Origin of the sequence: Thalassobaculum salexigens DSM 19539, from assembly GCF_000423805.1 — a bacterium.
In the GTDB taxonomy this organism is placed as follows: Bacteria; Pseudomonadota; Alphaproteobacteria; order Thalassobaculales; family Thalassobaculaceae; genus Thalassobaculum; species Thalassobaculum litoreum.
In genome coordinates this window covers 1000647-1019991 of record NZ_KE384094.1, presented here as the reverse complement: position 1 = coordinate 1019991, position 19345 = coordinate 1000647, and the positions used below count along the sequence as shown (strand labels likewise).

The 19345-nt window shown below is 68.5% G+C and carries 20 protein-coding genes and 1 tRNA gene; 7 read left to right on the top strand and 14 right to left on the bottom strand.

Annotation, left to right across the window (positions count from 1 at the left end; translation table 11 throughout):
* The first annotated feature begins 142 nt into the window (after positions 1-142).
* Positions 143-1033 (top strand): carbohydrate ABC transporter permease, encoded by an 891-nt coding sequence (locus tag G578_RS0120000; RefSeq protein ID WP_038015206.1) that lies wholly within the window; start codon positions 143-145, stop codon positions 1031-1033.
* A complete protein-coding gene (locus G578_RS0119995) occupies positions 1030-1845 on the top strand; it encodes a carbohydrate ABC transporter permease (protein WP_028795743.1) in 816 nt (271 codons plus the stop codon). The genes G578_RS0120000 and G578_RS0119995 overlap by 4 nt, the downstream gene beginning before the upstream one ends.
* Before the next feature lie 6 nt (positions 1846-1851).
* Here the strand turns inward: G578_RS0119995 and G578_RS0119990 are convergent, their stop codons facing one another.
* The 6 genes from G578_RS0119990 to G578_RS0119965 all read right to left on the bottom strand — a co-directional run bounded on the left by G578_RS0119990 (position 1852) and on the right by G578_RS0119965 (position 8787).
* A complete protein-coding gene (locus tag G578_RS0119990; RefSeq protein ID WP_028795742.1) occupies positions 1852-2637 on the bottom strand; it encodes an ABC transporter ATP-binding protein in 786 nt (261 codons plus the stop codon).
* Positions 2634-3671 (bottom strand): FecCD family ABC transporter permease, encoded by a 1038-nt coding sequence (locus G578_RS0119985; RefSeq protein ID WP_028795741.1) that lies wholly within the window; start codon positions 3669-3671, stop codon positions 2634-2636. The genes G578_RS0119990 and G578_RS0119985 overlap by 4 nt, the downstream gene beginning before the upstream one ends.
* A gap of 4 nt (positions 3672-3675) precedes the next feature.
* Positions 3676-4806 (bottom strand): ABC transporter substrate-binding protein, encoded by a 1131-nt coding sequence (locus G578_RS0119980; RefSeq protein ID WP_028795740.1) that lies wholly within the window; start codon positions 4804-4806, stop codon positions 3676-3678.
* Positions 4807-7062, bottom strand: coding sequence for a TonB-dependent receptor (locus tag G578_RS27315; RefSeq protein ID WP_169400888.1), 2256 nt, complete (start codon positions 7060-7062; stop codon positions 4807-4809). It abuts the gene before it with no gap.
* 157 nt (positions 7063-7219) lie between these two features.
* A complete protein-coding gene (locus G578_RS0119970) occupies positions 7220-8170 on the bottom strand; it encodes a FecR family protein (RefSeq protein WP_169400887.1) in 951 nt (316 codons plus the stop codon).
* A gap of 101 nt (positions 8171-8271) precedes the next feature.
* On the bottom strand, positions 8272-8787 hold the full coding sequence (locus tag G578_RS0119965) for a sigma-70 family RNA polymerase sigma factor (protein WP_051245049.1): 516 nt from the start codon (positions 8785-8787) through the stop codon (positions 8272-8274).
* 180 nt (positions 8788-8967) lie between these two features.
* On the opposite strand from G578_RS0119965, the gene G578_RS0119960 reads away from it, so the two are divergent.
* Positions 8968-9273, top strand: a complete 306-nt coding sequence (locus G578_RS0119960) for a DUF2218 domain-containing protein (RefSeq protein ID WP_028795737.1) — start codon at positions 8968-8970, stop codon at positions 9271-9273.
* A gap of 121 nt (positions 9274-9394) precedes the next feature.
* Here G578_RS0119960 and G578_RS27310 read toward each other — a convergent pair whose 3' ends face one another.
* The 4 genes from G578_RS27310 to G578_RS0119940 form a co-directional block, all read right to left on the bottom strand.
* Entirely contained in the window at positions 9395-10900 is a 1506-nt protein-coding gene (locus tag G578_RS27310) for a tripartite tricarboxylate transporter permease (protein ID WP_038015205.1), read from the bottom strand.
* Between the two features lies 1 nt (position 10901).
* Complete coding sequence (locus G578_RS0119950) at positions 10902-11393, bottom strand: tripartite tricarboxylate transporter TctB family protein (RefSeq protein ID WP_028795736.1); 492 nt, start codon at positions 11391-11393, stop codon at positions 10902-10904.
* A 168-nt stretch (positions 11394-11561) separates the two neighbouring features.
* Complete coding sequence (locus G578_RS0119945; protein WP_084619074.1) at positions 11562-12554, bottom strand: Bug family tripartite tricarboxylate transporter substrate binding protein; 993 nt, start codon at positions 12552-12554, stop codon at positions 11562-11564.
* A 279-nt stretch (positions 12555-12833) separates the two neighbouring features.
* Positions 12834-12909, bottom strand: a tRNA-Ala gene (locus tag G578_RS0119940).
* Between the two features lie 232 nt (positions 12910-13141).
* Between G578_RS0119940 and G578_RS0119935 the strand changes: the two genes are divergently transcribed.
* Together G578_RS0119935 and G578_RS0119930 are read left to right on the top strand one after the other, a co-directional pair.
* On the top strand, positions 13142-13426 hold the full coding sequence (locus tag G578_RS0119935) for a YggT family protein (protein WP_028795734.1): 285 nt from the start codon (positions 13142-13144) through the stop codon (positions 13424-13426).
* A gap of 48 nt (positions 13427-13474) precedes the next feature.
* Entirely contained in the window at positions 13475-13807 is a 333-nt protein-coding gene (locus G578_RS0119930; RefSeq protein ID WP_028795733.1) for a DUF167 domain-containing protein, read from the top strand.
* A gap of 7 nt (positions 13808-13814) precedes the next feature.
* On the opposite strand, the gene cobB is transcribed toward G578_RS0119930, so the two are convergent.
* From cobB to G578_RS0119915, 3 genes are read right to left on the bottom strand one after another with little or no spacing between them, the layout of a single operon-like run.
* Positions 13815-14552 carry a Sir2 family NAD+-dependent deacetylase gene (cobB, locus tag G578_RS0119925; RefSeq protein ID WP_038015204.1) on the bottom strand — a complete coding sequence of 246 codons (738 nt, stop codon included), beginning with the start codon at positions 14550-14552 and terminating at the stop codon, positions 13815-13817.
* A gap of 33 nt (positions 14553-14585) precedes the next feature.
* On the bottom strand, positions 14586-15209 hold the full coding sequence (gene thpR / locus G578_RS27305; protein ID WP_051245048.1) for an RNA 2',3'-cyclic phosphodiesterase: 624 nt from the start codon (positions 15207-15209) through the stop codon (positions 14586-14588).
* Between the two features lie 17 nt (positions 15210-15226).
* Positions 15227-16270: an NADP(H)-dependent aldo-keto reductase gene (locus tag G578_RS0119915; protein ID WP_028795731.1), complete on the bottom strand. Its 1044-nt coding sequence runs from the start codon at positions 16268-16270 to the stop codon at positions 15227-15229.
* Positions 16271-16590: 320 nt separating this feature from the next.
* Between G578_RS0119915 and G578_RS0119905 the strand changes: the two genes are divergently transcribed.
* Positions 16591-17733: a 3-deoxy-7-phosphoheptulonate synthase gene (locus G578_RS0119905; protein WP_281169188.1), complete on the top strand. Its 1143-nt coding sequence runs from the start codon at positions 16591-16593 to the stop codon at positions 17731-17733.
* Positions 17734-17903: 170 nt separating this feature from the next.
* Here the strand turns inward: G578_RS0119905 and G578_RS0119900 are convergent, their stop codons facing one another.
* On the bottom strand, positions 17904-18482 hold the full coding sequence (locus tag G578_RS0119900) for an arylesterase (protein ID WP_342664902.1): 579 nt from the start codon (positions 18480-18482) through the stop codon (positions 17904-17906).
* 139 nt (positions 18483-18621) lie between these two features.
* Here G578_RS0119900 and G578_RS0119895 point away from each other — a divergent pair, with 139 nt between their 5' ends.
* The gene (locus G578_RS0119895) at positions 18622-19341 is read left to right on the top strand and encodes an ABC transporter ATP-binding protein (RefSeq protein WP_028795728.1); all 720 of its coding nucleotides are present in this window, start codon (positions 18622-18624) and stop codon (positions 19339-19341) included.
* Positions 19342-19345 lie beyond the last annotated feature (4 nt).

Here is a 19345-nt window from a genome sequence, read left to right as displayed (position 1 = left end):
GAGGACACGACGCGATGACCCTTCTCCTCTCCCCCCGTCATCCTGACGCAGGTCAGGATCAACGCACGGACGCCCGCCGTCGCCGGAGCGCGGATCCTGACCTGCGTCAGGATGACGGCAAGGGTTGTGGAGAAACACACCCATGACCCGCTCCTCCCTCACCCTGCGGCGCGAGTGGATCCATGGCTGGCTGCTACTGACGCCGGCGCTGGTGCTGTTGTTCGCCTTCACCCATCTGCCGGCGGTCACCACGATCTGGGACAGCTTCTTCTCCACCCCCCGGGGCCGGCGCGAGGCGAAATTCGTCGGGCTGCGCAACTACGAGACCCTGCTGGCCGACGACACGTTCTGGCAGGTGCTGTCGAACAGCCTGTGGTACGCGGCGGTGACCATCCCCGTCTCCGTGGGACTGGCGCTGCTCATGGCGTTGTGGGTCGACGGCAGGCTGTCCGGCCGGGGCTTCGTGCGGCTGGCCTATTTCGCTCCGACCGTGCTGCCGCTGATCGCCGTCGCCAATATCTGGATGTTCTTCTACACGCCGGGCTTCGGTCTGATCGACCAGATCCGCGGCGCTTTCGGCCTGCCGGAGGTCAACTGGCTCGGTAACCCGGACCTGGCTCTGGGGTCGGTCATGGTGGTGGCGATCTGGAAGGAGGCCGGCTTCTTCATGATCTTCTACCTCGCCGCCCTGCAGTCGATCCCGCCTCAGCTGCGCGAGGCCGCCGCCATCGAGGGGGCGAGCCGGTGGACGTTCTTCCGTCGGGTCACCTTCCCGCTGCTGATGCCGACCACGCTGTTCGTTTCGGTCAACGCGGTGATCAACTCCTTCCGCATGGTCGACCACGTCTTCGTCATGACCGAGGGCGGGCCGGACAACGCCAGCTCGCTGCTGCTGTTCTACATCTACGAGACCGCCTTCAAGTACTGGGACACGGCCTATGCCTCCACGCTGACGGTGGTGCTGCTGGTGCTGCTGTCGGCCCTGGCGCTTGGCCAGTTCTTCCTTCTCGACAAGCGGGTGCACTACCGATGAGCCGGACCGCCCTCGACCGCTGGCTGAACACCACCGGCGCCTGGGCGCTGGCTCTGCTCTGGTTCCTGCCGCTGATCTTCGCCGTGTGGACGGCGGTGCATCCGGGCGAGTTCGCCACACGGTTCGCGCCGCTCGCGCCGCTGACGGGGGAGAACTTCGTCAACGCCTGGAACGCCGCACCCTTCGCCCGCTACTTCCTGAACAGCTTCCTGCTGGTCACCTTCATCCTGATCGGCCAGTTCGTGCTCTGCACTCTGGCCGCCTACGCCTTCGCCCGCTTCACCTTCCCTGGCAGCGGGGTGCTGTTCGCGCTGGTGCTGCTGCAGCTTCTGGTGATGCCCGACATCCTGATCGTGGAGAACTACGCGACCATGCGGATGCTCGGGCTGATCGACACCATCGCCGCGATCGGCCTGCCCTATATCGCGTCGGGTTTCGGCATCTTCCTGCTGCGCCAGACCTTCAAGACCGTGCCGAAGGAACTGGACGAGGCGGCGCGGGTCGAAGGCGCTGGCCCGCTGACGGTGCTGTGGAGGGTCTATATCCCGCTGGCGAAGCCGACCTATCTCGCCTACGGCCTGGTCTCGGTCAGCCACCACTGGAACAACTTCCTGTGGCCGCTGATCGTCACCAACTCGGTGGAAACCAGACCGGTGACGGTCGGCCTGTCGGTCTTCGCCTCGGTCGATCAGGGCATCGACTGGTCGATCATCAACGCCGCGACGCTGATGACCTCGGGCCCGCTGCTGATCGCCTTCATGCTGTTCCAGCGACAGTTCGTGCAGAGCTTCATGCGCGCCGGCATCCGCTGACGCCCGTCACTCAGGCGGATGCGCGACCCGGAGCACGCGGACGTCCGGGCGCCCCGCGGCATCGGTGGTGATCTCGCTGTCGACCGAATACACGGCGGCCAGGTTCTCTCGGGTCAGGACCTCGCCGGCGGTTCCCGCCGCGACCAGGCGGCCCCGGTGGATCAACGCCAGACGGTCGCAGTAGCGGGCGGCGATGTCGAGGTCGTGGACGGCGACCACACCGACCCCGCCGCGGGTCGCCAGCCGGTCGCGCACGATGTCCATCAACGACAGCCGCCAGTAAAGGTCCAGCGCCGAGGTCGGCTCGTCCAGCAGCAGCGCGTCGGGGTCGCGGACCATCGCCAGGGCGAAGCCGACGAGCTGGCGCTTGCCGCCCGACAGGGTCGCCAGCGGCGCCATGGCCAGGGCCTCCAGTCCGAGCGCGGCGAATAGCCCGTCGATCCGCGCGCCGAGCGCCCGGTCGGACAGGCCGAGATCGAGGGTGCGCGCCGTGCTCCACACCAACTCCACCGGCCGCAGCGCGCTGAGCGAGGGCGGCGCCTGGGGCATGGCGGCAACCGCGCGGTACCAGTCGGCGTGGCCGTAGTCCTGGATCGCCCGGCCGTCGAGCGCGATGCGGCCGGTCGCGGGATGCTCGCGCGACAGCGCGCGCAGCAGGGTCGACTTGCCGCTGGCATTGGGACCGAGCAGGCCGAGAAGCTGGCCGTCCTCCACCGTCGGGATCGTCACGTCGTGGATCACCCGGTGGCGGCCATAGGCGATCGACACCCCCTCCAGGCTCAGCCGGGTCATCGCATCCTCCGCTGTACCGCCAGCAGGGTCAGGAACACCGGCACGCCGATCACCGCGGTCAGGATGCCGACCGGCACGATCGCCCCCGGCAGCACCGACTTGGACAGGAAGGAGGCGGCCGACAGCATCAGCGCGCCACAGATCGCCGCCCCGGGCACCAGGGCCCGGTGGTCCTCGCCGAGCAGCAGCCGGGCGATATGCGGGCCGACCAGACCGACGAAGCCGATCGAGCCGACGAAGCACACCGCGAAAGCGGCCAGCACGGAGGTCCGCAGCACCACCCGGACCCGCAGCCGCGCCACGTCGAGCCCGGCGCTGCGGGCATAGGCCTCTCCACCCCGCAGCATGGTCATCCACCACACATGGCGCAGGCTGAACGGCGCGATCACGAGCAGGCAGGCGGTGACGATGGCCACCTCCCACCAGCCGGCCCGGGTCAGGTTGCCGATGGTCCAGAACACGATCTGCTGCAGGGCGTCGGCATCGGCGACGTAGTGCAGGGCCGAGGTCAGCGCGTTGCACAGGAACACCAGGGCGATGCCGAACAGCACCACGGTCTCGCGCGCCGCCCCGCCGAAGCGCACGACGGCCAGGATCACCGCGCCGGCGCCCAGGGCGAAGACCAGGGCGAGGGCCGGCAGGGTCGCGGTCTGCGGGATCAGCGGCATGGCAGGGCTCAGCACGATGGCGACGCTGGCGCCCAGCACCGCGGCGGAGGAGACCCCCAGGGTGAACGGGCTGGCCAGCGGGTTGTCCAGGATCGTCTGGGTCTCCACCCCGGCGAGCCCCAGCGCGGCGCCGACGACGACGGCGATCAGCGCGTCCGGCAGCCGCACCTGCCACAGGATCACCCGGTGGCGGATGTCCAGGCTCTCCGGGTCGACGAGGCCGCCCAGGATGTCGGCGATGCCGAGCCCGGCCGGGCCGGCCGAGAGGTCGAGCAGCAGGCTGACCAGCAGTCCGGCCGACAGCAGGGCCAGCGCGATGTAGCGCCGGCGGGTCAGCCCGGCATAGGCGTCCAGCGTCGAGGCCATGCGCTCAGTCCCGGCTCGCCGTGGCGAAATAGGTGCCGTCCAGCTCGAAGGGAAGGAAGTCGTCGAAGATGCGTTCCAGCGTCTGTTGTGGATCGGTATCGGCGAACAGGTCGGGATGCAGCCAGCCGGCCAGCGCCTCGAGCACCACGACGTTGAAGGGCGAGTTGTAGAAATTGTGCCAGAACACATGCGCCCGGCCGGTCCGCACGGCGGTCAGAGGGGCGAATTCCGGGGCCGCCAGGTAGCGGCGCAGGCTGTCGCGGGCGGCGTCCGGCGACATGCCCGGTCCCAGGGCCACCGGCGGGTCGCCGCGCGCGTCTTCCTCGGCCGTGCCCGAGGCCGTGCCGATCCAGACATCCGGGTCCTCGACGATCAGGAACTCGGCGGTGTGCTGTGTCGTCGGTCCCGGGGCGGCGGCGTCGGCGATGTTGATACCGCCCGCCTGGGCGACGAAGGGACCGAGCATGCCGTCGGCCATGCCCCAGCAGCACTCGCGGCGTCCGGGATGCACCTGCATGAAGACGGTCGGGCGTGTCGTGGCGGCCGCGACGCGGTCGAGCACCGCCCGGCGCCGCTCGCGGTAGAAATCGGAATAGGCCGCCGCCCGGTCCTCGGCCCCCAGCACCCGGCCGATCAGCGCGACGGAGGGGATCGTGTTGTTGAGCGGGTCCATACGGAAATCGATGAACAGCACGGCGATGCCGGCGGCTTCCAACTGGGCGATCAGCTCGGCGTTCTCCGCCCCCGGCCCGTGATCGCCGATGCCGAAGATCGCCACTTCGGGTTTCAGGTCGATGATGCGTTCGACCGAGACGCTGTCGGCGCTCCTGTGTCCGAACAGCGGGATGTCGCGGGCTTCGGGGAAACGCGCATAGAGCTGCGCCTCCAGCCCCGGCTGGGTCCAGCCCAGGGTGGTCATCATCCCGACCACGCCCGCGACCGGCGCCTCGGGACGCAAAAGCGCGAGGAGCGGAATGTACCGCCCCTCGCTGATCACGAACCGCTCGACCGGCCGCTCGATGCTGACCGTCCGGCCGACGATGTCGGTGACCTCGACGGTCTCCGCCATCGCCGGCGCGGCCAGCACACAGAGGGCCGCCGCCAGCGACCGCAAGGATTTGAGGGCTGCGACCACCTAGAACCGCACCTTGGCGCTGAGCAGGAAGGACCGGCCCGGCTCGTTGAGCACCTCGACGCCCGGGTATTCCTGGCCGTAGGTGGCGCGGTCGGCATAGGTCTCGTCGAAGATGTTCTTCACCGTCGCCCGCACCGTGATGAACTGGTGGCTCTCCGGCGTGTAGGAGACGAAGGCGTTCGCCACCTCGTAGGCCGGATAGGGCGAGCCCGGGGAGGAGGAGTAGATGTCGGTGCTGTCCTCCTCGAAGAACACCTGGGCGTCGGCGCCGATGGTCACGCCGGTGGACGGCAGGGTGTAGGCCGCCTCGGCCGACAGGACCTGGCCGATCGTGGTGCCGATATACTGGTACTCGGAGCTGCCGGAGTTGCCGTTGATCTCGGTGTCGATGTCGGCGTAGCTGACCCGCACGAACCCGTCCATCCACTCGTAGCCGGCGCCGATCTCGAAGCCGACGGATTCCAGGTCGCTGTAGACGTCCGGGCCGCCGCGGTATTCCTCGTCGCGGATGTCGTCGATGGTGGTGTTGAACACCTTACCGTAGACGGTGAAGCCCGCCAGGCTGGGGTCGATGCCGTCGCCCCGGAATTCCAGGCCGGCGAAGACGTTGTTGGCGGTCGACGGCTCAAGGCCGCCGCCCGGATAGGCCCAGTCGGGATTGACGATGAACGGCTCGGCCAGCTCCACGCCGCCGAAGACGTGGGAGGCGCCGGCGCTCGCCGTCAGAAAGGGCAGCAGGTCGTACTCGCCGGAGATGTTGCCCGACAGGCCGCTGTTCTCGGACTCCGACCCGTCGAGCCCCTCGAAGCGGTGGTGGTCGCCGCGCCCGCCGAAGGACAGGCGTAACCGGTCGGTCGGCTCCAGCCGGGCCTGGGCGAAGACGCCGACATTCCGCGACTCCTCAGTCAGGTTCATCCAGTCCGACCCGTAGTCGGGAAAATTGCCCTCGCTGGTGTCGGAATAGAAGTCGGCGCCGACATCCACCGTGCCGAGCGCGAATTCGGACGTGTTGGCCAGGGTGCCGTTCAGGCTCTCGTAGGTGCCGAAATTGTCGTTGCCGGTCTCCAGCGTATCCAGATGGGTGGTGCTGAAGGCGATCCGTGCATAGGGGTTGAACAGCCCTTCCGGCGTGGCGTTCTCGAACGAGGCGACCAGGTTCTCGCGCTTGATCCGGTAGTTCCGCGTCGCCGCCGTCGGACGGCCGCTGTCGGTGGAGATGAAGTTGGCGCGGTACGGCCGGTCGCCGTCATCCTCCACGTTCTCGTAGGAGAGTTCGGCCCGGTAGCCGCTGCCGTGCTGATAGGCGAGCTTGCCGAGGCCGCTGACGAAGTCGGTCTCCGACCCGGTCACCTGGGTGCCGTCGCCGTCCTCGAATTCGTCGCCGCGCGCCAGCTTGAAATAACCGAGCGCCTCGAAGCCGGAGTTGCGGCCGAACAGGGTCAGGTCGTTGGAGAGGGTGCCGCCGTTGGTGTTGTATTCGGTGCTGGCCGTGCCGCCGAAATTGTCGCCCGGCTGCAGCAGGTCGGCGACGTCCTTGGTCTCGTAGGCGATGGAGCCGCCGAGCGCGCCCGGTCCGGCATCGGCGGGTGCGACGCCCGGATTGACCCGCACCGCCTTCAGCAGGTCGGGGTCGATCAGCGTCGTGGTGTTGTGGTGGAACAGCTTGTTCTTCTGCCGCGACCCGTCGATCGTCACGGCCAGATTGGTCTCCTCAACGCCGTTCACATAGACCTTCTGGGAGACCGGCAGGGAGCTGCCGACCTGAACGCTCGGCGTGCTCCGGAAGACGTCCTGCAGGTCCTGCGGGTCGAGCCGCTCCAGGGTCTCCGTGCCGATCGAGACGCCGGTGGGACGGGCCGACGAGCCCGCACCGCCGCTGCCCGCCACCAGGATCGGGTCGAGGGTCACCGCCGAGGAACTGCCGGCGGCCGGGTCGAGGATCACCGCCCCGCCGTCGCCGAGCTCGTAGGCCAGGCCCGTGCCCGCCAGCAGGGCGCTCAGCGCTTCGCGCGGGGGCATGGAGCCCGCCAGCGCATTGGAGGTCTTGCCGCGTACCAGATCGCCATGGGCGGAAACCTGCATGCCGGCCTGCTGGCCGAACAAGGTAAGGGCGTCGGACAGGCTCTGCGCCGGAATGTCGAAGCGACGCTCCGCGCCGGCCTGGGCCACCGTCTGGATCCGGTTCTGGCCGTCCGCCAGCGCCGGCGTATCCGCCATCGCCGTACACGCCGCCAGGACCAGGGCTCCGCCCCGCACCCAGTGCCTCCGCGTTGCCGGTACAAACCTCGTCATCTTTCCCCCCGTCCCTCCGCCTCGCGCGGAAACGAAATCAAATGCAATTGCGACTTAGTCGCATGACTGCACTGAAGACGAACGGGAGAACCGGGCGTTCAAATTTTTTTCGTCGCTGCCGTCAGTCGCCGTCGAGCACCAGGATCCAGGGCGAGATCCGATAGAGCGCCGCGCCCTGGGAGGCGGCGAGCAGCGCGAGTGCCGCCGCCGGGTCGGACACGTCGAAGATGCCGCTCACCGGCTGTCCGGCCAGCCCGTCGCCGCGCAGGATGATGATGCCGTCGAAGTAGCGGCGGATCTCCGCCACCAGGTCGGCAACGGGCCGCTCGCGCGCCGTCACCAGCCTGTCGGCCCACAGTCCGATCTGACCGGGGATCACCGTGCCGCGCTGGACCGACCCGGCGGCCGAGACGCGGACCGCGTCGCCCGCCTGCAGCCGGGCGGGCTCGGCCGCCGCGGCGGTGGCCACGTCCACAACACCCTCGCGGACGGCGACCGCGTCGCCCGATGCGATGCGGCGCACCTCGAAGGCGGTGCCGATCGCCGTGGCGGTGGCCTGGGCCGCCGAAACCGAGAAGGGACGCGCCGGATCCGGCGCGACGTCGAAGACGGCGATGCCGTCCAGCAACTCCACCCGCCGTCCCTCCGACCCGAAATTGACGGCGATGGCGGTCTGCGGGGCCAGCCGTACCACGCTGCCATCGGCCAACTCGACGCGGCGGATCTCTGCTGTGCCGGAGGTGAAATCGGCCTGGAGCGACTGCAGCAGGGACGGCAGAGCCACCAATGCCAGGCAGGCCGCCATGGCGGCCCCGACGCAGGCGGCGACCCAGCCGCGTCTGCCCCGTCGGGACGGCAGGGGCGTCACCTCTGCCGGCCGACCCGTCTCCACGCTGGCACCGGCGTCGAGGGCGCGATACGCCCGCACGACCGCCTTCCACTGACCGGGGTTGTCCGGATCGGCGGCGAGCCAGTCGGCGAAGCGGGCGCGCAGAACGGGATCGTCCGGATCGTCCGTCAGCGCCACCAGCCAGTCGGCCGCCATCCATGCCTCGTGTCCGTCAGCCGTCACGCGTTCCTCGACCGTTGCGCCGGCCGGTCGGGCAGGAGGCCCGACCTTGGCGTCATGCTCCTTAGACGTTCGGCGGCCGCCGGCGTTCAATCTCCGCTCGGTCATCGCCGGTCCAGCCTTGCCCGGCAATGCTCCAGCGCCTGCGCGATCAGCCCGTGGGCCGTGCCGACGGAGACGCCGAGGTCCCGGGCGACCTGCTTAACCGTCAGCTCGTTGAAACGGTGCAGCTCCAGCGCCCGGCGCATCCGCTCGGGCAGCTCGGCCATCGCCTCCTGCAGGCGGCGCAGCTCCTGGCGGGAGAGGGCGGCGGCTTCCGGCGTCGGTCCGGCATCGCGCAATCCGTCCAGATCGCCCAGCGCGTCGGCCAGCAGCAGGTCGCGCCGGCGGTCCCGCTCGGCCCCGCGCTTGGTGTCGAGACAGAGGTTGCGGACGGTGCGGTAGAGATAGGCCAGCGGCTCGTCGATCACCGTGGTGTCGGCGGAGGCGGCGAAGCGGATGAAGGCCTCCTGCACGACCTCCTCCGCCCGCCCGACATCGCCCAGGATCCGCCCGGCATAGCCGACCAGTTCGCCGCGATGATCGGCGTACAGCGCCGCAAAGCCTGTGGTCCTGATCACCCAGAGCGTTCCTGCAGTCTCTCCGGCGACCCTCGGGTCCCTCGCCGCACTCGGCGCGTGCCGCCGAGGCCGGGCCTAACCTAAGAGCTATTGCGAGTTATTCGCAATAGGCATTACAAGGATCGACGAAACGGTGTGCGCCCCCGCGCCCCCGACCGGGATTCAGAAAAGGTATGGACCGTGGAAACATCGACCGCGCTGGTTCGAACGGACAAGGCGAGCCGCTATCTGGTGCAGCTCTGCAAGCATTTCGGCCACAAGGTGCCGGTCGAATGGACCGAGACCGACGGCGTCGTCCGGTTCGAGCCCGGCACCTGCCGGATGGCCGCCTCGCAGGACGGACTGACGCTGGCCTGCGAAAGCGAGACGCCCGAGGCTATCGCCGTGGTCCAGGACGTGATCGCCAGCCACCTTCAGAGGTTCGCCTGGAAGGAGGAACTCAGCGTTTCCTGGGCCGGGGGCACCGGGGGCACGGCGTCCCGCTGATCTCCCCGCTAGAGCAAGTCACGATCAGATGGAAACATCTGATCGTGTGAATTTGCTCTATTCTTAATGCGTTAGAGGACGATTCACGGGTCAGATCGATTCGATCTGACCCGATCGTGCTCTATCCGCGCGGTCTGAGCCGCGCGCGGAGCATCGGCCACAGCGGCGTCTGCGACAGCAGCATGGTCAGGAACCCGACGGTGAGAACGAGCGAGATCGGATGGGACACGAAGTCCCACAGGAAGACGCCGACATCCTGGCGCGCGCCGATCATCGCCCGGCGGTAGTTCGCGTCCATCATCGGCCCCAGGATCACGCCGAGGATCACCGGCCCGACCTGGAAGCCGTAGGTCTTCATGAAATAGCCGACCACGCCGAACAGCAGCATCCAGTAGATGTCGACCGGGTTGTTCTGGATCGCGTAGGTGCCGACCGCCGACAGCACGATGATCAGCGGGATCAGTACCGCCTTGGGGCATTCGACGATCTTGGTGAACACCCGGATGCCGGTCAGTCCGAAGATCAGCAGGAAGATGTTCGCCAGGGTCAGGCTGCCGACGGTGAACCAGAACAGGTGCGGGGTTTCGACCAGCAGCAGCGGCCCGGGCTTCAGCCCGTGGATGAACAGGGCGCCGATGATCACCGCCGTCACCGCGTCGCCGGGGATGCCGAGCGTGAGCATCGGGATGAAGGCGCCGCCGACCGCCGCGTTGTTCGCCGCTTCCGGGGCCACCAGTCCCTCCTTGGCGCCCTCGCCGAACGGCCGTTCGGGGTTCTTGGTCGAGCGCTTGGCATGGTCGTAGGCGAGCAGGGCGGCGATGTCGCCGCCGGTCCCGGGCAGGGCGCCGATGATCGTGCCGACCCCGGACGCGCGCATCGCCAGCCCGAAATACCGCCGCACGTCGGACAGGCGCGGGATGACCCGGTCGATCTTCTGCCGGATCGCCGGCATGCCTAGCGTGTGGAGCTGGACCAGCGCCTCGGCCACGCCGAAGAACCCGATCATGGCGGCGACATAGGGAATGCCGCCCATCAGGGTGATCGTGCCGAAGGTGAAACGTCCCTCCGCCGTCATCGGGTCGAGCCCGACCATGCCGATCAGCACGCCGAGCGCGCCGGCGAAGGCACCCTTGGCGAAGCTCTCGCCCGACAGGGTGCCGACCAGCAGGATGCCGATCATGCCGAGCAGCAGGTAGTCGCGGGACTGGAACATCAGCGCGAAGTCGGAGATCACCGGCGCGAAGATCGCCAGCGCCAGGATGCCGACGAAGCCGCCGAACACCGACATGACCGTGGTAAGGCCGATCGCCTCCCCCGCCTCGCCGCGCTTCGCCAGTGGATAGCCGTCCAGGGCGGTGGCGATCGCGCTCGGGGCGCCGGGGATGTTCAGCAGAATGGCGGTGCGCGACCCGCCATAGACGCCGCCGATGAAGATCCCGGCGATCAGGGCAAGCGCCTCGTCCACCGGCCATTTGAAGGTGAAGGAGATCAGGATCGAGGTCGCCATGGTGACCGAGAGACCCGGGATGGCGCCGACATAGATTCCCGCCAGTGTGCCGGAGGCGGTCAGGAACAGCAGCCAGGGATCGAGCCAGACGGTGGAGAAATTGGCCAGCGCGTCCATCATCTCACACCAGCCCCCGCATCAGGCTGCCCTCGGGCAGCACGACCTGGAACACGATCCGGAAAATGACGTAGACGGCGGCCAGCGCCCCCGCCGACAGCACCACAGTGACCAGCACGTGGCGCCGCCACAGGTACTGGAACGCCGCCAGCAGGAAGAGGGCGGAGCTGACGATGAAACCGAGCATCGGCAGCAGCAGCAGGTAGGCCAGCACGAGGCCGATCAGCACCATGTGGCGGATCGGCAGGATGTCGACAAAGAACCGCCGCGTGACGGCCTGCGTGTCCGCATCGGGACGCCGGCGCGCGGTGTCGGACAGGATGAACAGCGCGGCCACGATCATCGTCCCCGTCGCCAGCATCGGGAACACGCCAGGTTCGGTCAGCCCGTCGAATCCGGAGATCTCGTAGGCCTGCCAGAAGGCCGCCAGGCTGAACAGCAGGACGGCCACGGCGAACACGAGCTCGCCGGGCCTGCGGGCAGGCGTGGACTGCATGGGCGTGTCCCCCGTCGCGGCGAAGGGCCGCCGGCCCGCGCATCCCGCAGGCCGGCGCTGGAGCAAATCACGAACAGATGGGAACATCTGATCGTGTGAATTTGCTCTATCTTTAATAGGTTAGAGGGTGATCGATTTGATCTGAATCGATCGCCCTCTAGGCGGATGTTACGGACGCGGAATGCCGAGCGTCTCGGGGCTGACCTTGGCCGCACCGGTGTCCTGCAGCACCCAGGCGGTGACCTGCTGCCACTTCGTCAGGAAGGCGATCGCCTCCTCGCCGGAGATGTCCATGATCACGTTGCCTTTGTTGGCCATCAGGGTCTTGAAGTTCTCGCTCTGCGCCGCGGTGTGGAAGGCGGCTTCCAGCTTGGCCTTCACGTCGTCCGGCGTGTCCTTCTTGACGAAGACGCCATAGAACGGCCCCCAGGGCAGGAACTTGGCCATGTCCGGCAGGGCGTCCGTGATCGGCGGGACATTCGGCAGGGTGTCGACCGGGCCGGTGTCGACCACCGCCAGGGCGCGCATCTTGCCGGCCTTCACCTGCTCGGCGGCGGCCGAGATACCCGACGGCATGAAGTCGACCTCGCCGCCCAGCATGGCGGTCAGGCCCGGACCCTCGCCGTCGAACGGGATCGCGGTCACGTCGAAATCGGTGGCGTTCTTGACGATCGCGCCGACCGTGCTCGGCAGGCCGCCCGGCCCGGTCGAGCCCATCTTCACCGCGCCCGGATTGGCTTTGATGTCGGCCAGCAGGTCCTGCATCGTCCGGTACTTGGACTCGGCCGGCACCACGATGACCGCCACGCCGCGGCCCAGGATGTTGATCGGATAGAAGTGCGAGTAGTCCAGCGGCGAGACGTCCATCACCGGATGGAGCTGCGGGTTCTCGGCCCCGTACAGGAAGGTGTAGCCGTCGGCCGGGGCCGCGTTGACATAGGCGGTGGAGATCGCGCCGGCTCCGCCGGACTTGTTCAGCACCACGATCGGCTTGCCGAGCGCCTCTTCCGCCGCCGGATTGACGGCCCGCGCGACGGTGTCGGTCGCTCCGCCGGCGCCCCACATGACCACGCCCAGCAGCTCGCGCTCCGGAAAATTCTGGGCCGACGCGGCGGCGCTGAACATAAGCAGGGCGGCGCCCGCCCCAAGCAGACTCTTCATCATGTTTCTCTCCCTCGGCGGCCACGCCGCGCATTTTTCTTCCGATGCCGCACGGGGCACCGGCGTGCCTGCGTTCGCTTGCAGGCCGACGCGCCTATGTAGAAAGAGCGTGACGCCGCGGTCAATGGACATGAAAGGCCAAATCCCGAGAAACCATACCGTTTTGGGACGAAGGCCCCCGGTACCGTTCGCCTCTCCGCCACACGGGATCGGGGCGTATTGCGCCGCGGCGCGCGATCGATGCCGTTCGAAGAGGGGCGCTGGAATCTAAGGAGATTTTGGTGGAGCCGAGGAGGATCGAACTCCCGACCTTCGCATTGCGAACGCGACGCTCTCCCAGCTGAGCTACGGCCCCACCGATCTGGGACGGAGGGCCAAGCCCCCCGGTGCAGAGTGCGCGGAACATATAAACTTCCCTCGCACAGTTCAAGGACGAGATTGCACCCCGCCCCGGGCGCGTTTCGTCGGGTCCGTGCGCCCGGTTTCCCGGCCGTTCGCCGCAGCGGATCGCCTTCCGCCGCCAGCGGCCTTGTTCCGGGGCGGTCGCGTCGCTACCTTCGGTGCCGGAACAACAGCGGTTTGCGGCAATGAACTCGATAATCTGGCTGATCGGCGCGGTCGTCCACTATCTGACGATCGCGTTGTTCGTCTACATCGTGATCGATCTTCTGGTGAAGTTCGGCGTGCTGAACGCCTACAATCAGGTCGTCCAGGTGGTGATGAACTTCCTGTCCCGGGTCTTCGAGCCGATGCTGCGGCCGATCCGCAGCATCCTGCCCGATCTCGGCGGCATCGACATCTCGCCGGTGATCCTGGTGCTGCTGCTGCAGTTCGCCGTGCGGCTGCTGAACGAGGTCGCCCGCGGGCTCTGACCGTCCGGCCGCCATCCGTAATCGGGGCCGCCTGGGCCATGAGCAGTGATGAGCAGTGCGCCTTCCCCCCTGTCGCCGTTCTCGCCGCAGGCGGACCGCCTGCATCTGCGCGTGCGGGTGACGCCGAAGGCCTCGGCCGAGCGTATCGGCGCCGTGGTGGCGGATGAGACCGGGGAGGGATGGCTGCAGGTCGCGGTGACCGCCGTGCCCGAGGGCGGCAAGGCCAACAAGGCGGTGATCGCCCTGCTGGCCAAGCGCTGGAAACTGCCGAAATCGACGCTTGAGGTGGTGCGCGGAAGCACCGACCGGCGCAAGGTGGTGGCGATCGCCGATCCCGATCCGGACGCCCTTCAGGCCCGGCTCGCGGCGCTGATCGCCTGATCCCGCCTCACCCCGCCAGCGCCAGCAGCTCCTCCACATAGGCCGGGACGATCTCGGTGGCCGGTCCGTGCCGCGCCTCGGCGAAGGCGGTGACGCCGGAGGAGGGCTCCAGGTTCAGCTCCACCGTATGGGCGCCGGCCACCATCCGCGCCTCCTGCACGAACCCGGCGGCCGGATAGACGTTGCCCGACGTGCCGATGGAGATGAACAGCGCGCAACGCGCCAGGGCGGCGAAGATCCGCTCCATCTCGTAGGGCATCTCGCCGAACCACACCACATCGGGGCGCAGGCCGCCGGCGCTGCCGCAGCGCGCGCAGATCGCCTCGTCCGACAGGTCCTCGCGCCACGGGCTGCTGGCGTCGCAGATCTCGCACAGCGCCTTCAGCATCTCGCCATGCATGTGGATCAGGTTGGTGGAGCCGGCGCGCTCGTGCAGGTCGTCGATGTTCTGGGTGACCAGCAGAACCGGACCGGACCAGGCCTGCTCCAGGCGGGCGAGCGCGGCATGGGCGGCGTTGGGCTGGACGTTCGGGTTCAGCAGGCTCTGGCGCCGGGCGTTGTAGAAGCCCTGCACCGTGACCGGATCGCGGGCGAAGGCCTCGGGTGTGGCGACGTCCTCGATGCGGACCTTAGACCAGATGCCGTCGGCATCGCGGAAGGTCTCGAGCCCGGACTCCTTGGAAATCCCGGCCCCCGTCAGGATGACGATGGGCGCGTCGGGCGTGAGGGTCGCGGGAAGCGGCACGGGGATCTCCGGAAATTGTCGATTCGCCGCACCCTAACAGGCTTCGCCGTGATCGTCCGAGTCCCCGTCTTCATCCTGCGGATATCCGCTCCAGCCGGTGCTGTCCTCGTCCGGCAGCCGGTCCAGCGGAAATCTGTGCTGCGGCTCGTAGCGCGCGCCGTCCGGCTGCCGGCGGCTCCTGTACAGGGTCACCGCGTCCACGGTGAAGGGCGGGATCTGCGGCGGCGGCGCGGTCTCCAGCCAGCGGCCCACCCGCTCCGCCTCGATGCTCTTCGGGAACCGGGCGAGGGTGACATGCGGGGTGAAGCGGCGCGGGTCGGGGGCGACGCCGCAGCCGCGCACCAGGCTCTCCACCCGCCGCTGCAGGGACACCAGCTCCGGCGTCGGCTCGGCGGCGACATAGAGCACCGCCGGCTTGCCCTTGCGCTCGAAATGGCCGTAACCGAGCGGGGTCACCGTGACCGCCGGGGCATCGATCAGGTCCAGCGCCTCGACCAGCTCGCCCTCGGTCGCCGGGTCCACCTCGCCGATGAAGCGCAGGGTGAGGTGGAAGTCGTCGATGTCGTGCCAGCGGGCCTCCGGCAGGCCCACCTGCAGGTCGCCGAGCGCGTCCTTGACGGTCTCGGGAAGATCCAGGGCGACGAACAGGCGGGTCATGGCCGGGATATGGGGCCTTACGGGCCCGGGTTGGAGATGCGGCGCTGAACGTCGTCGATCGCCTCCAGCACGGGAGGGGACAGGGTGACGTCGAGGCTGGCGATGTTGGCTTCCAACTGCTCCAGCCGGGTGGCGCCGATGATGTTCGACGTGGTGAAGCGGCGGGTGTTGACGAAGGCCAGGGCCATCTGCGCCGGGTCGAGGCCGTTGTCCCTGGCGATCTGGATGTATTCGGCGTTGGCGGCCTGGGCGGCGTCGTTGGTGTAGCGGCCGAAGTTGTCCGGGAACAGGGTCATGCGCGCGCCTTCCGGACGCGCGCCGCCCTGGTACTTGCCGGTCAGCCACCCGGCTGCCAGCGGGGAGTAGGCGAGCAGGCCGATATCCTCGCGGATCGCCACCTCGGCGCAGCCGACTTCGAAGGCGCGGTTCAGCAGGCTGTAGGGGTTCTGCACGGAGGCGACCCGGGGCAGGCCGTGCGCCTCGGCGATGCGGGCGAAGGTCATCATGCCCCAGGGCGTCTCGTTGGACAGGCCGATATGGCGGATCTTGCCGGCCTTCACCAGGGTGTCGAGGGTGAAGAGCTGCTCGGCGATCGGGGTTGGGGTCTCGTCGTCGTCATGGACGTAGCCGAGCTTGCCGAAGGAGTTCACGGAGCGCTCCGGCCAGTGGAGCTGGTAGAGGTCGATGTAGTCGGTTCGCAGCCGCGTCAGGCTGTCGTCGACCGCCCGGGTGAGGTTCTGGGCGTCGAATTTGGGCGACCCGTCGCGCACATGCTTGAAGCGGTCGCCCGGGCCGACGGCCTTGGTCGCCAGGATCACCTTGTCCCGGTTCTTGCGGGCGGCGAACCAGGTGCCGATGATCTCCTCGGTGCGGCCGTAGGTCTCCGGCTTCGGCGGCACCGAGTACATCTCGGCGGTGTCGAAGAAATTGATCCCGCGCTCCAGCGCCAGATCCATCTGCGCATGGCCCTCGGCCTCGGTGTTCTGTTGGCCGTAGGTCATGGTGCCGAGACAGATCAGGCTGACGTCCAGGCCGGTCCGGCCGAGCGGGCGGTACTGCATGCGGGTTCCTCTCGGGAGGGGCATCGGAAGGTTTCGGCCCGGTTGATAACCGTCCGGGGCCGGTCCGACAATATTCGGCGCGACGGCGAACCGGACGACGAAACAGGATGACAGGGCGCGCACCCGAGATTACGCTTCGCGCCATGACCCACGCGTTCGCCGGCTTCTGGTTTTACTTTTATGGCTATCCGCAGCCGGCGGAGGCAGGGGTGCGCGCGACCTAGAACACACCAAGCGCAGCAATCATCCCGCAAGCCGCCGGCCCTCTCCGGCGGCTTTTTTGATGTCGTCGGCCGGGCCTCCACCTGGAGGACGTCACCGTGAACATCGCACCCATAAAGACCCAGACCGAAACCGATCCCCGCGTCTCCGACGTGCCGGATGCCGATCCGCTTGCCCTCGACCCGTTGAGCCGTTCCGACGACCTGCGCATCGCGTCGATCACCCCGCTCAGCACCCCGGAAGCGGTGATCGCCGAGCATCCGCGCGAGCCGGAGATCATCCGCCGGGTGCAGACGGCCCGCGCCGCCATCGCCGACATCCTGCACGGCCGCGACGACCGGCTGGTGGTGGTGATCGGGCCCTGCTCCGTGCACGACCCCAAGGCGGCGCTGGACTACGCCGCCCGGCTCGCGGTGCAGCGCCGGCGTCACCGCGACACGCTGGAGATCGTGATGCGGGTCTATTTCGAGAAGCCGCGGACCACGGTCGGCTGGAAGGGGATGATCAACGACCCGCATCTGGACGGCAGCTTCGCCGTGGAAACCGGCCTACGCCGGGCGCGCGACCTGCTGCAGCGGATCAACGAGATGGGCCTGCCGGCGGGCTGCGAGTTCCTGGATACGACCACGCCGCAGTATTTCGCGGATCTCGTCTCCTGGGGCGCGATCGGCGCGCGGACGACCGAGAGCCAGATCCACCGCGAGCTGGCCTCGGGCCTGTCCTGCCCGATCGGGTTCAAGAACGGCACCGACGGCAGCGTGACGGTGGCCCTGGATGCGGTGCAGGCGGCCTCCCAGCCGCACCATTTCCTGGCGGTGACCAAGGAGGGCCGGGCGGCGATCGCGGAGACGGCGGGCAATCCGGACTGCCACGTCATCCTGCGCGGCGGGCGGTCGGGCACGAATTTCGACGCGGCGAGCGTGTCGGCGGTCTGTGCGAAGGCCGAGGCGGCGGGGGTGCGGCCGCAGGTGATGATCGACGCCAGCCACGCCAACAGCGCCAAGAAGCCGGAGAACCAGCCGACGGTGATCGACGCCGTCGCCGCCCAGATCGCCGGTGGCGAGCATCGGATCACCGGCGTGATGGTGGAGAGCTTCCTGGAGGCGGGCCGTCAGGACCAGATCCCGGGCGAGCCGCTGGTCTATGGCCGTAGCATCACCGACGGCTGCATCGACTGGCAGAGCAGCCTGGGCGTGCTCGACCGCCTCGCCGACGCGGTGGACGCCCGGCGGCGGGGGTGAGGGGGGCTCTCCCCCATCCCCATTCTCTTACACACTCCCCGGCCCCGTGCCGGGGCCCACGGATCCTCCGCTCCTGAGGGTCCGAGAGGGGCGGGACCGGTGAAGCGGGTTGACGGGTTTGCCCCGGAACATATCCGGGAAGTGCGTTTATGTGCGGGAGGGGCAGCGCCTCACTCCGCCTTCGCCCGCGCCACCAGCCTCTCCGCATAGGGCAGGATGCGCTCGACGATGATGTCCACCCCCGCCCGGTTGGGGTGGATGCCGTCGGCCTGGTTCAGCGAGAGATCGCCGGCCACCCCGTCCAGGAAGAACGGGTAGAAGATCACCTCATGCTCCGCCGACAGGTCCTCGAAGACCCGGGAGAAATCGGCGCCGTATTCCTTGCCCATGTTCGGCGGCGCCAGCATGCCGGCGAACAGCACCGGGATGTCTTTCTCGCCCAGCGCGGTCAGGATGGCGTCGAGGTTACGGCGGGTATCCTGCGTCGGTATGCCGCGCAGCCCGTCATTCGCGCCGAGCTCGACGATCGCGGCGTCCGGCGCCTCGGACAGCGACCAGGCCAGACGGGACGCACCGCCCGCCGTGGTGTCGCCCGACACACCCGCGTTGATGACCGTTACGTCGTGACCCGCCTCGCGCAGGGCCGCCTCCAGCCGGGTCGGGAAGGAATCCTCGTCGGGCAGTCCGTAGCCGGCCATCAGCGAGTCGCCGAAGCCCAGGATCCGGATGGGCTCGGCCTGAACCGGCAAGGCGAAAGCGGCGATCAGCGCCAGTACGGCGAGGGTCAGGCGCGCGCCCGCATTGATCCGCCTGCCGATAGGACCATATCGGACCCTTGGGGATGGCGTCGGTGCGCCGGTCCTGTGACCAGTCTGGGATAGCGACACGATGACCTCATTGTCCGGTGACCCGATCGTCCGCCTCAAGGGCGTGACCTTGAACCTGAGAAGTGGAGCGGGCGAGGTCAATGTCCTGCGCGGAATAGACCTTAATGTGGCGGCCGGGGAAACCATCGGCATCGTCGGCCCCTCGGGGGCGGGCAAGTCGACCCTGATGATGGTCACCGCCGGGTTGGAGAACCCGAGTTCCGGCAGCGTGCAGGTCGCCGGAACCGAACTGGTCGGCCTGGACGAGGACACGCTCGCCCGGTTCCGGCGCGACAATGTCGGCATCGTCTTCCAGGCCTTCCGGCTGGTGCCGACCATGACCGCCCTGGAGAACGTGGCCGTGCCGCTGGAGCTGGCCGGACGCGGCGATGCCTTCGAGGCCGCCGCCGAGGCGCTGGCCCGGGTCGGCCTGTCGCACCGGGTCGAGCACTATCCCGAGCAGCTTTCCGGCGGCGAGCAGCAGCGCGTCGCCATCGCCCGCGCCATGGTCGCCAAGCCGCGCCTGCTGCTGGCCGACGAGCCGACCGGCAACCTGGACGGCGCCACCGGCGATCAGATCATCGACCTGCTGTTCGCCATGGCCCGCGACGACGGCACCACCCTGATGCTGATCACCCACGACATGGACCTGGCCGACCGCTGCGCCCGCACGGTGAAGGTCGCCGACGGCAAGGTGGTGGAAGACACCGCCGACGGACGTACTGATCAGGCGGCGGAGTAGGGCC

Coding starts and splice junctions, on each gene's coding strand:
- thpR (WP_051245048.1), bottom strand. CDS start 15,209: ATGACCCGCCTGTTCGTCGCCCTGGATCTTCCCGAGACCGTCAAGGAC.
- G578_RS0119950 (WP_028795736.1), bottom strand. CDS start 11,393: ATGCAGTCCACGCCTGCCCGCAGGCCCGGCGAGCTCGTGTTCGCCGTG.
- G578_RS0119935 (WP_028795734.1), top strand. CDS start 13,142: ATGAACTCGATAATCTGGCTGATCGGCGCGGTCGTCCACTATCTGACG.
- G578_RS27310 (WP_038015205.1), bottom strand. CDS start 10,900: ATGATGGACGCGCTGGCCAATTTCTCCACCGTCTGGCTCGATCCCTGG.
- G578_RS0119985 (WP_028795741.1), bottom strand. CDS start 3,671: ATGGCCTCGACGCTGGACGCCTATGCCGGGCTGACCCGCCGGCGCTAC.
- G578_RS0119895 (WP_028795728.1), top strand. CDS start 18,622: ATGACCTCATTGTCCGGTGACCCGATCGTCCGCCTCAAGGGCGTGACC.
- G578_RS0119945 (WP_084619074.1), bottom strand. CDS start 12,554: ATGAAGAGTCTGCTTGGGGCGGGCGCCGCCCTGCTTATGTTCAGCGCC.
- G578_RS0119915 (WP_028795731.1), bottom strand. CDS start 16,270: ATGCAGTACCGCCCGCTCGGCCGGACCGGCCTGGACGTCAGCCTGATC.
- G578_RS0120000 (WP_038015206.1), top strand. CDS start 143: ATGACCCGCTCCTCCCTCACCCTGCGGCGCGAGTGGATCCATGGCTGG.
- G578_RS0119990 (WP_028795742.1), bottom strand. CDS start 2,637: ATGACCCGGCTGAGCCTGGAGGGGGTGTCGATCGCCTATGGCCGCCAC.
- G578_RS0119995 (WP_028795743.1), top strand. CDS start 1,030: ATGAGCCGGACCGCCCTCGACCGCTGGCTGAACACCACCGGCGCCTGG.
- G578_RS0119930 (WP_028795733.1), top strand. CDS start 13,475: ATGAGCAGTGCGCCTTCCCCCCTGTCGCCGTTCTCGCCGCAGGCGGAC.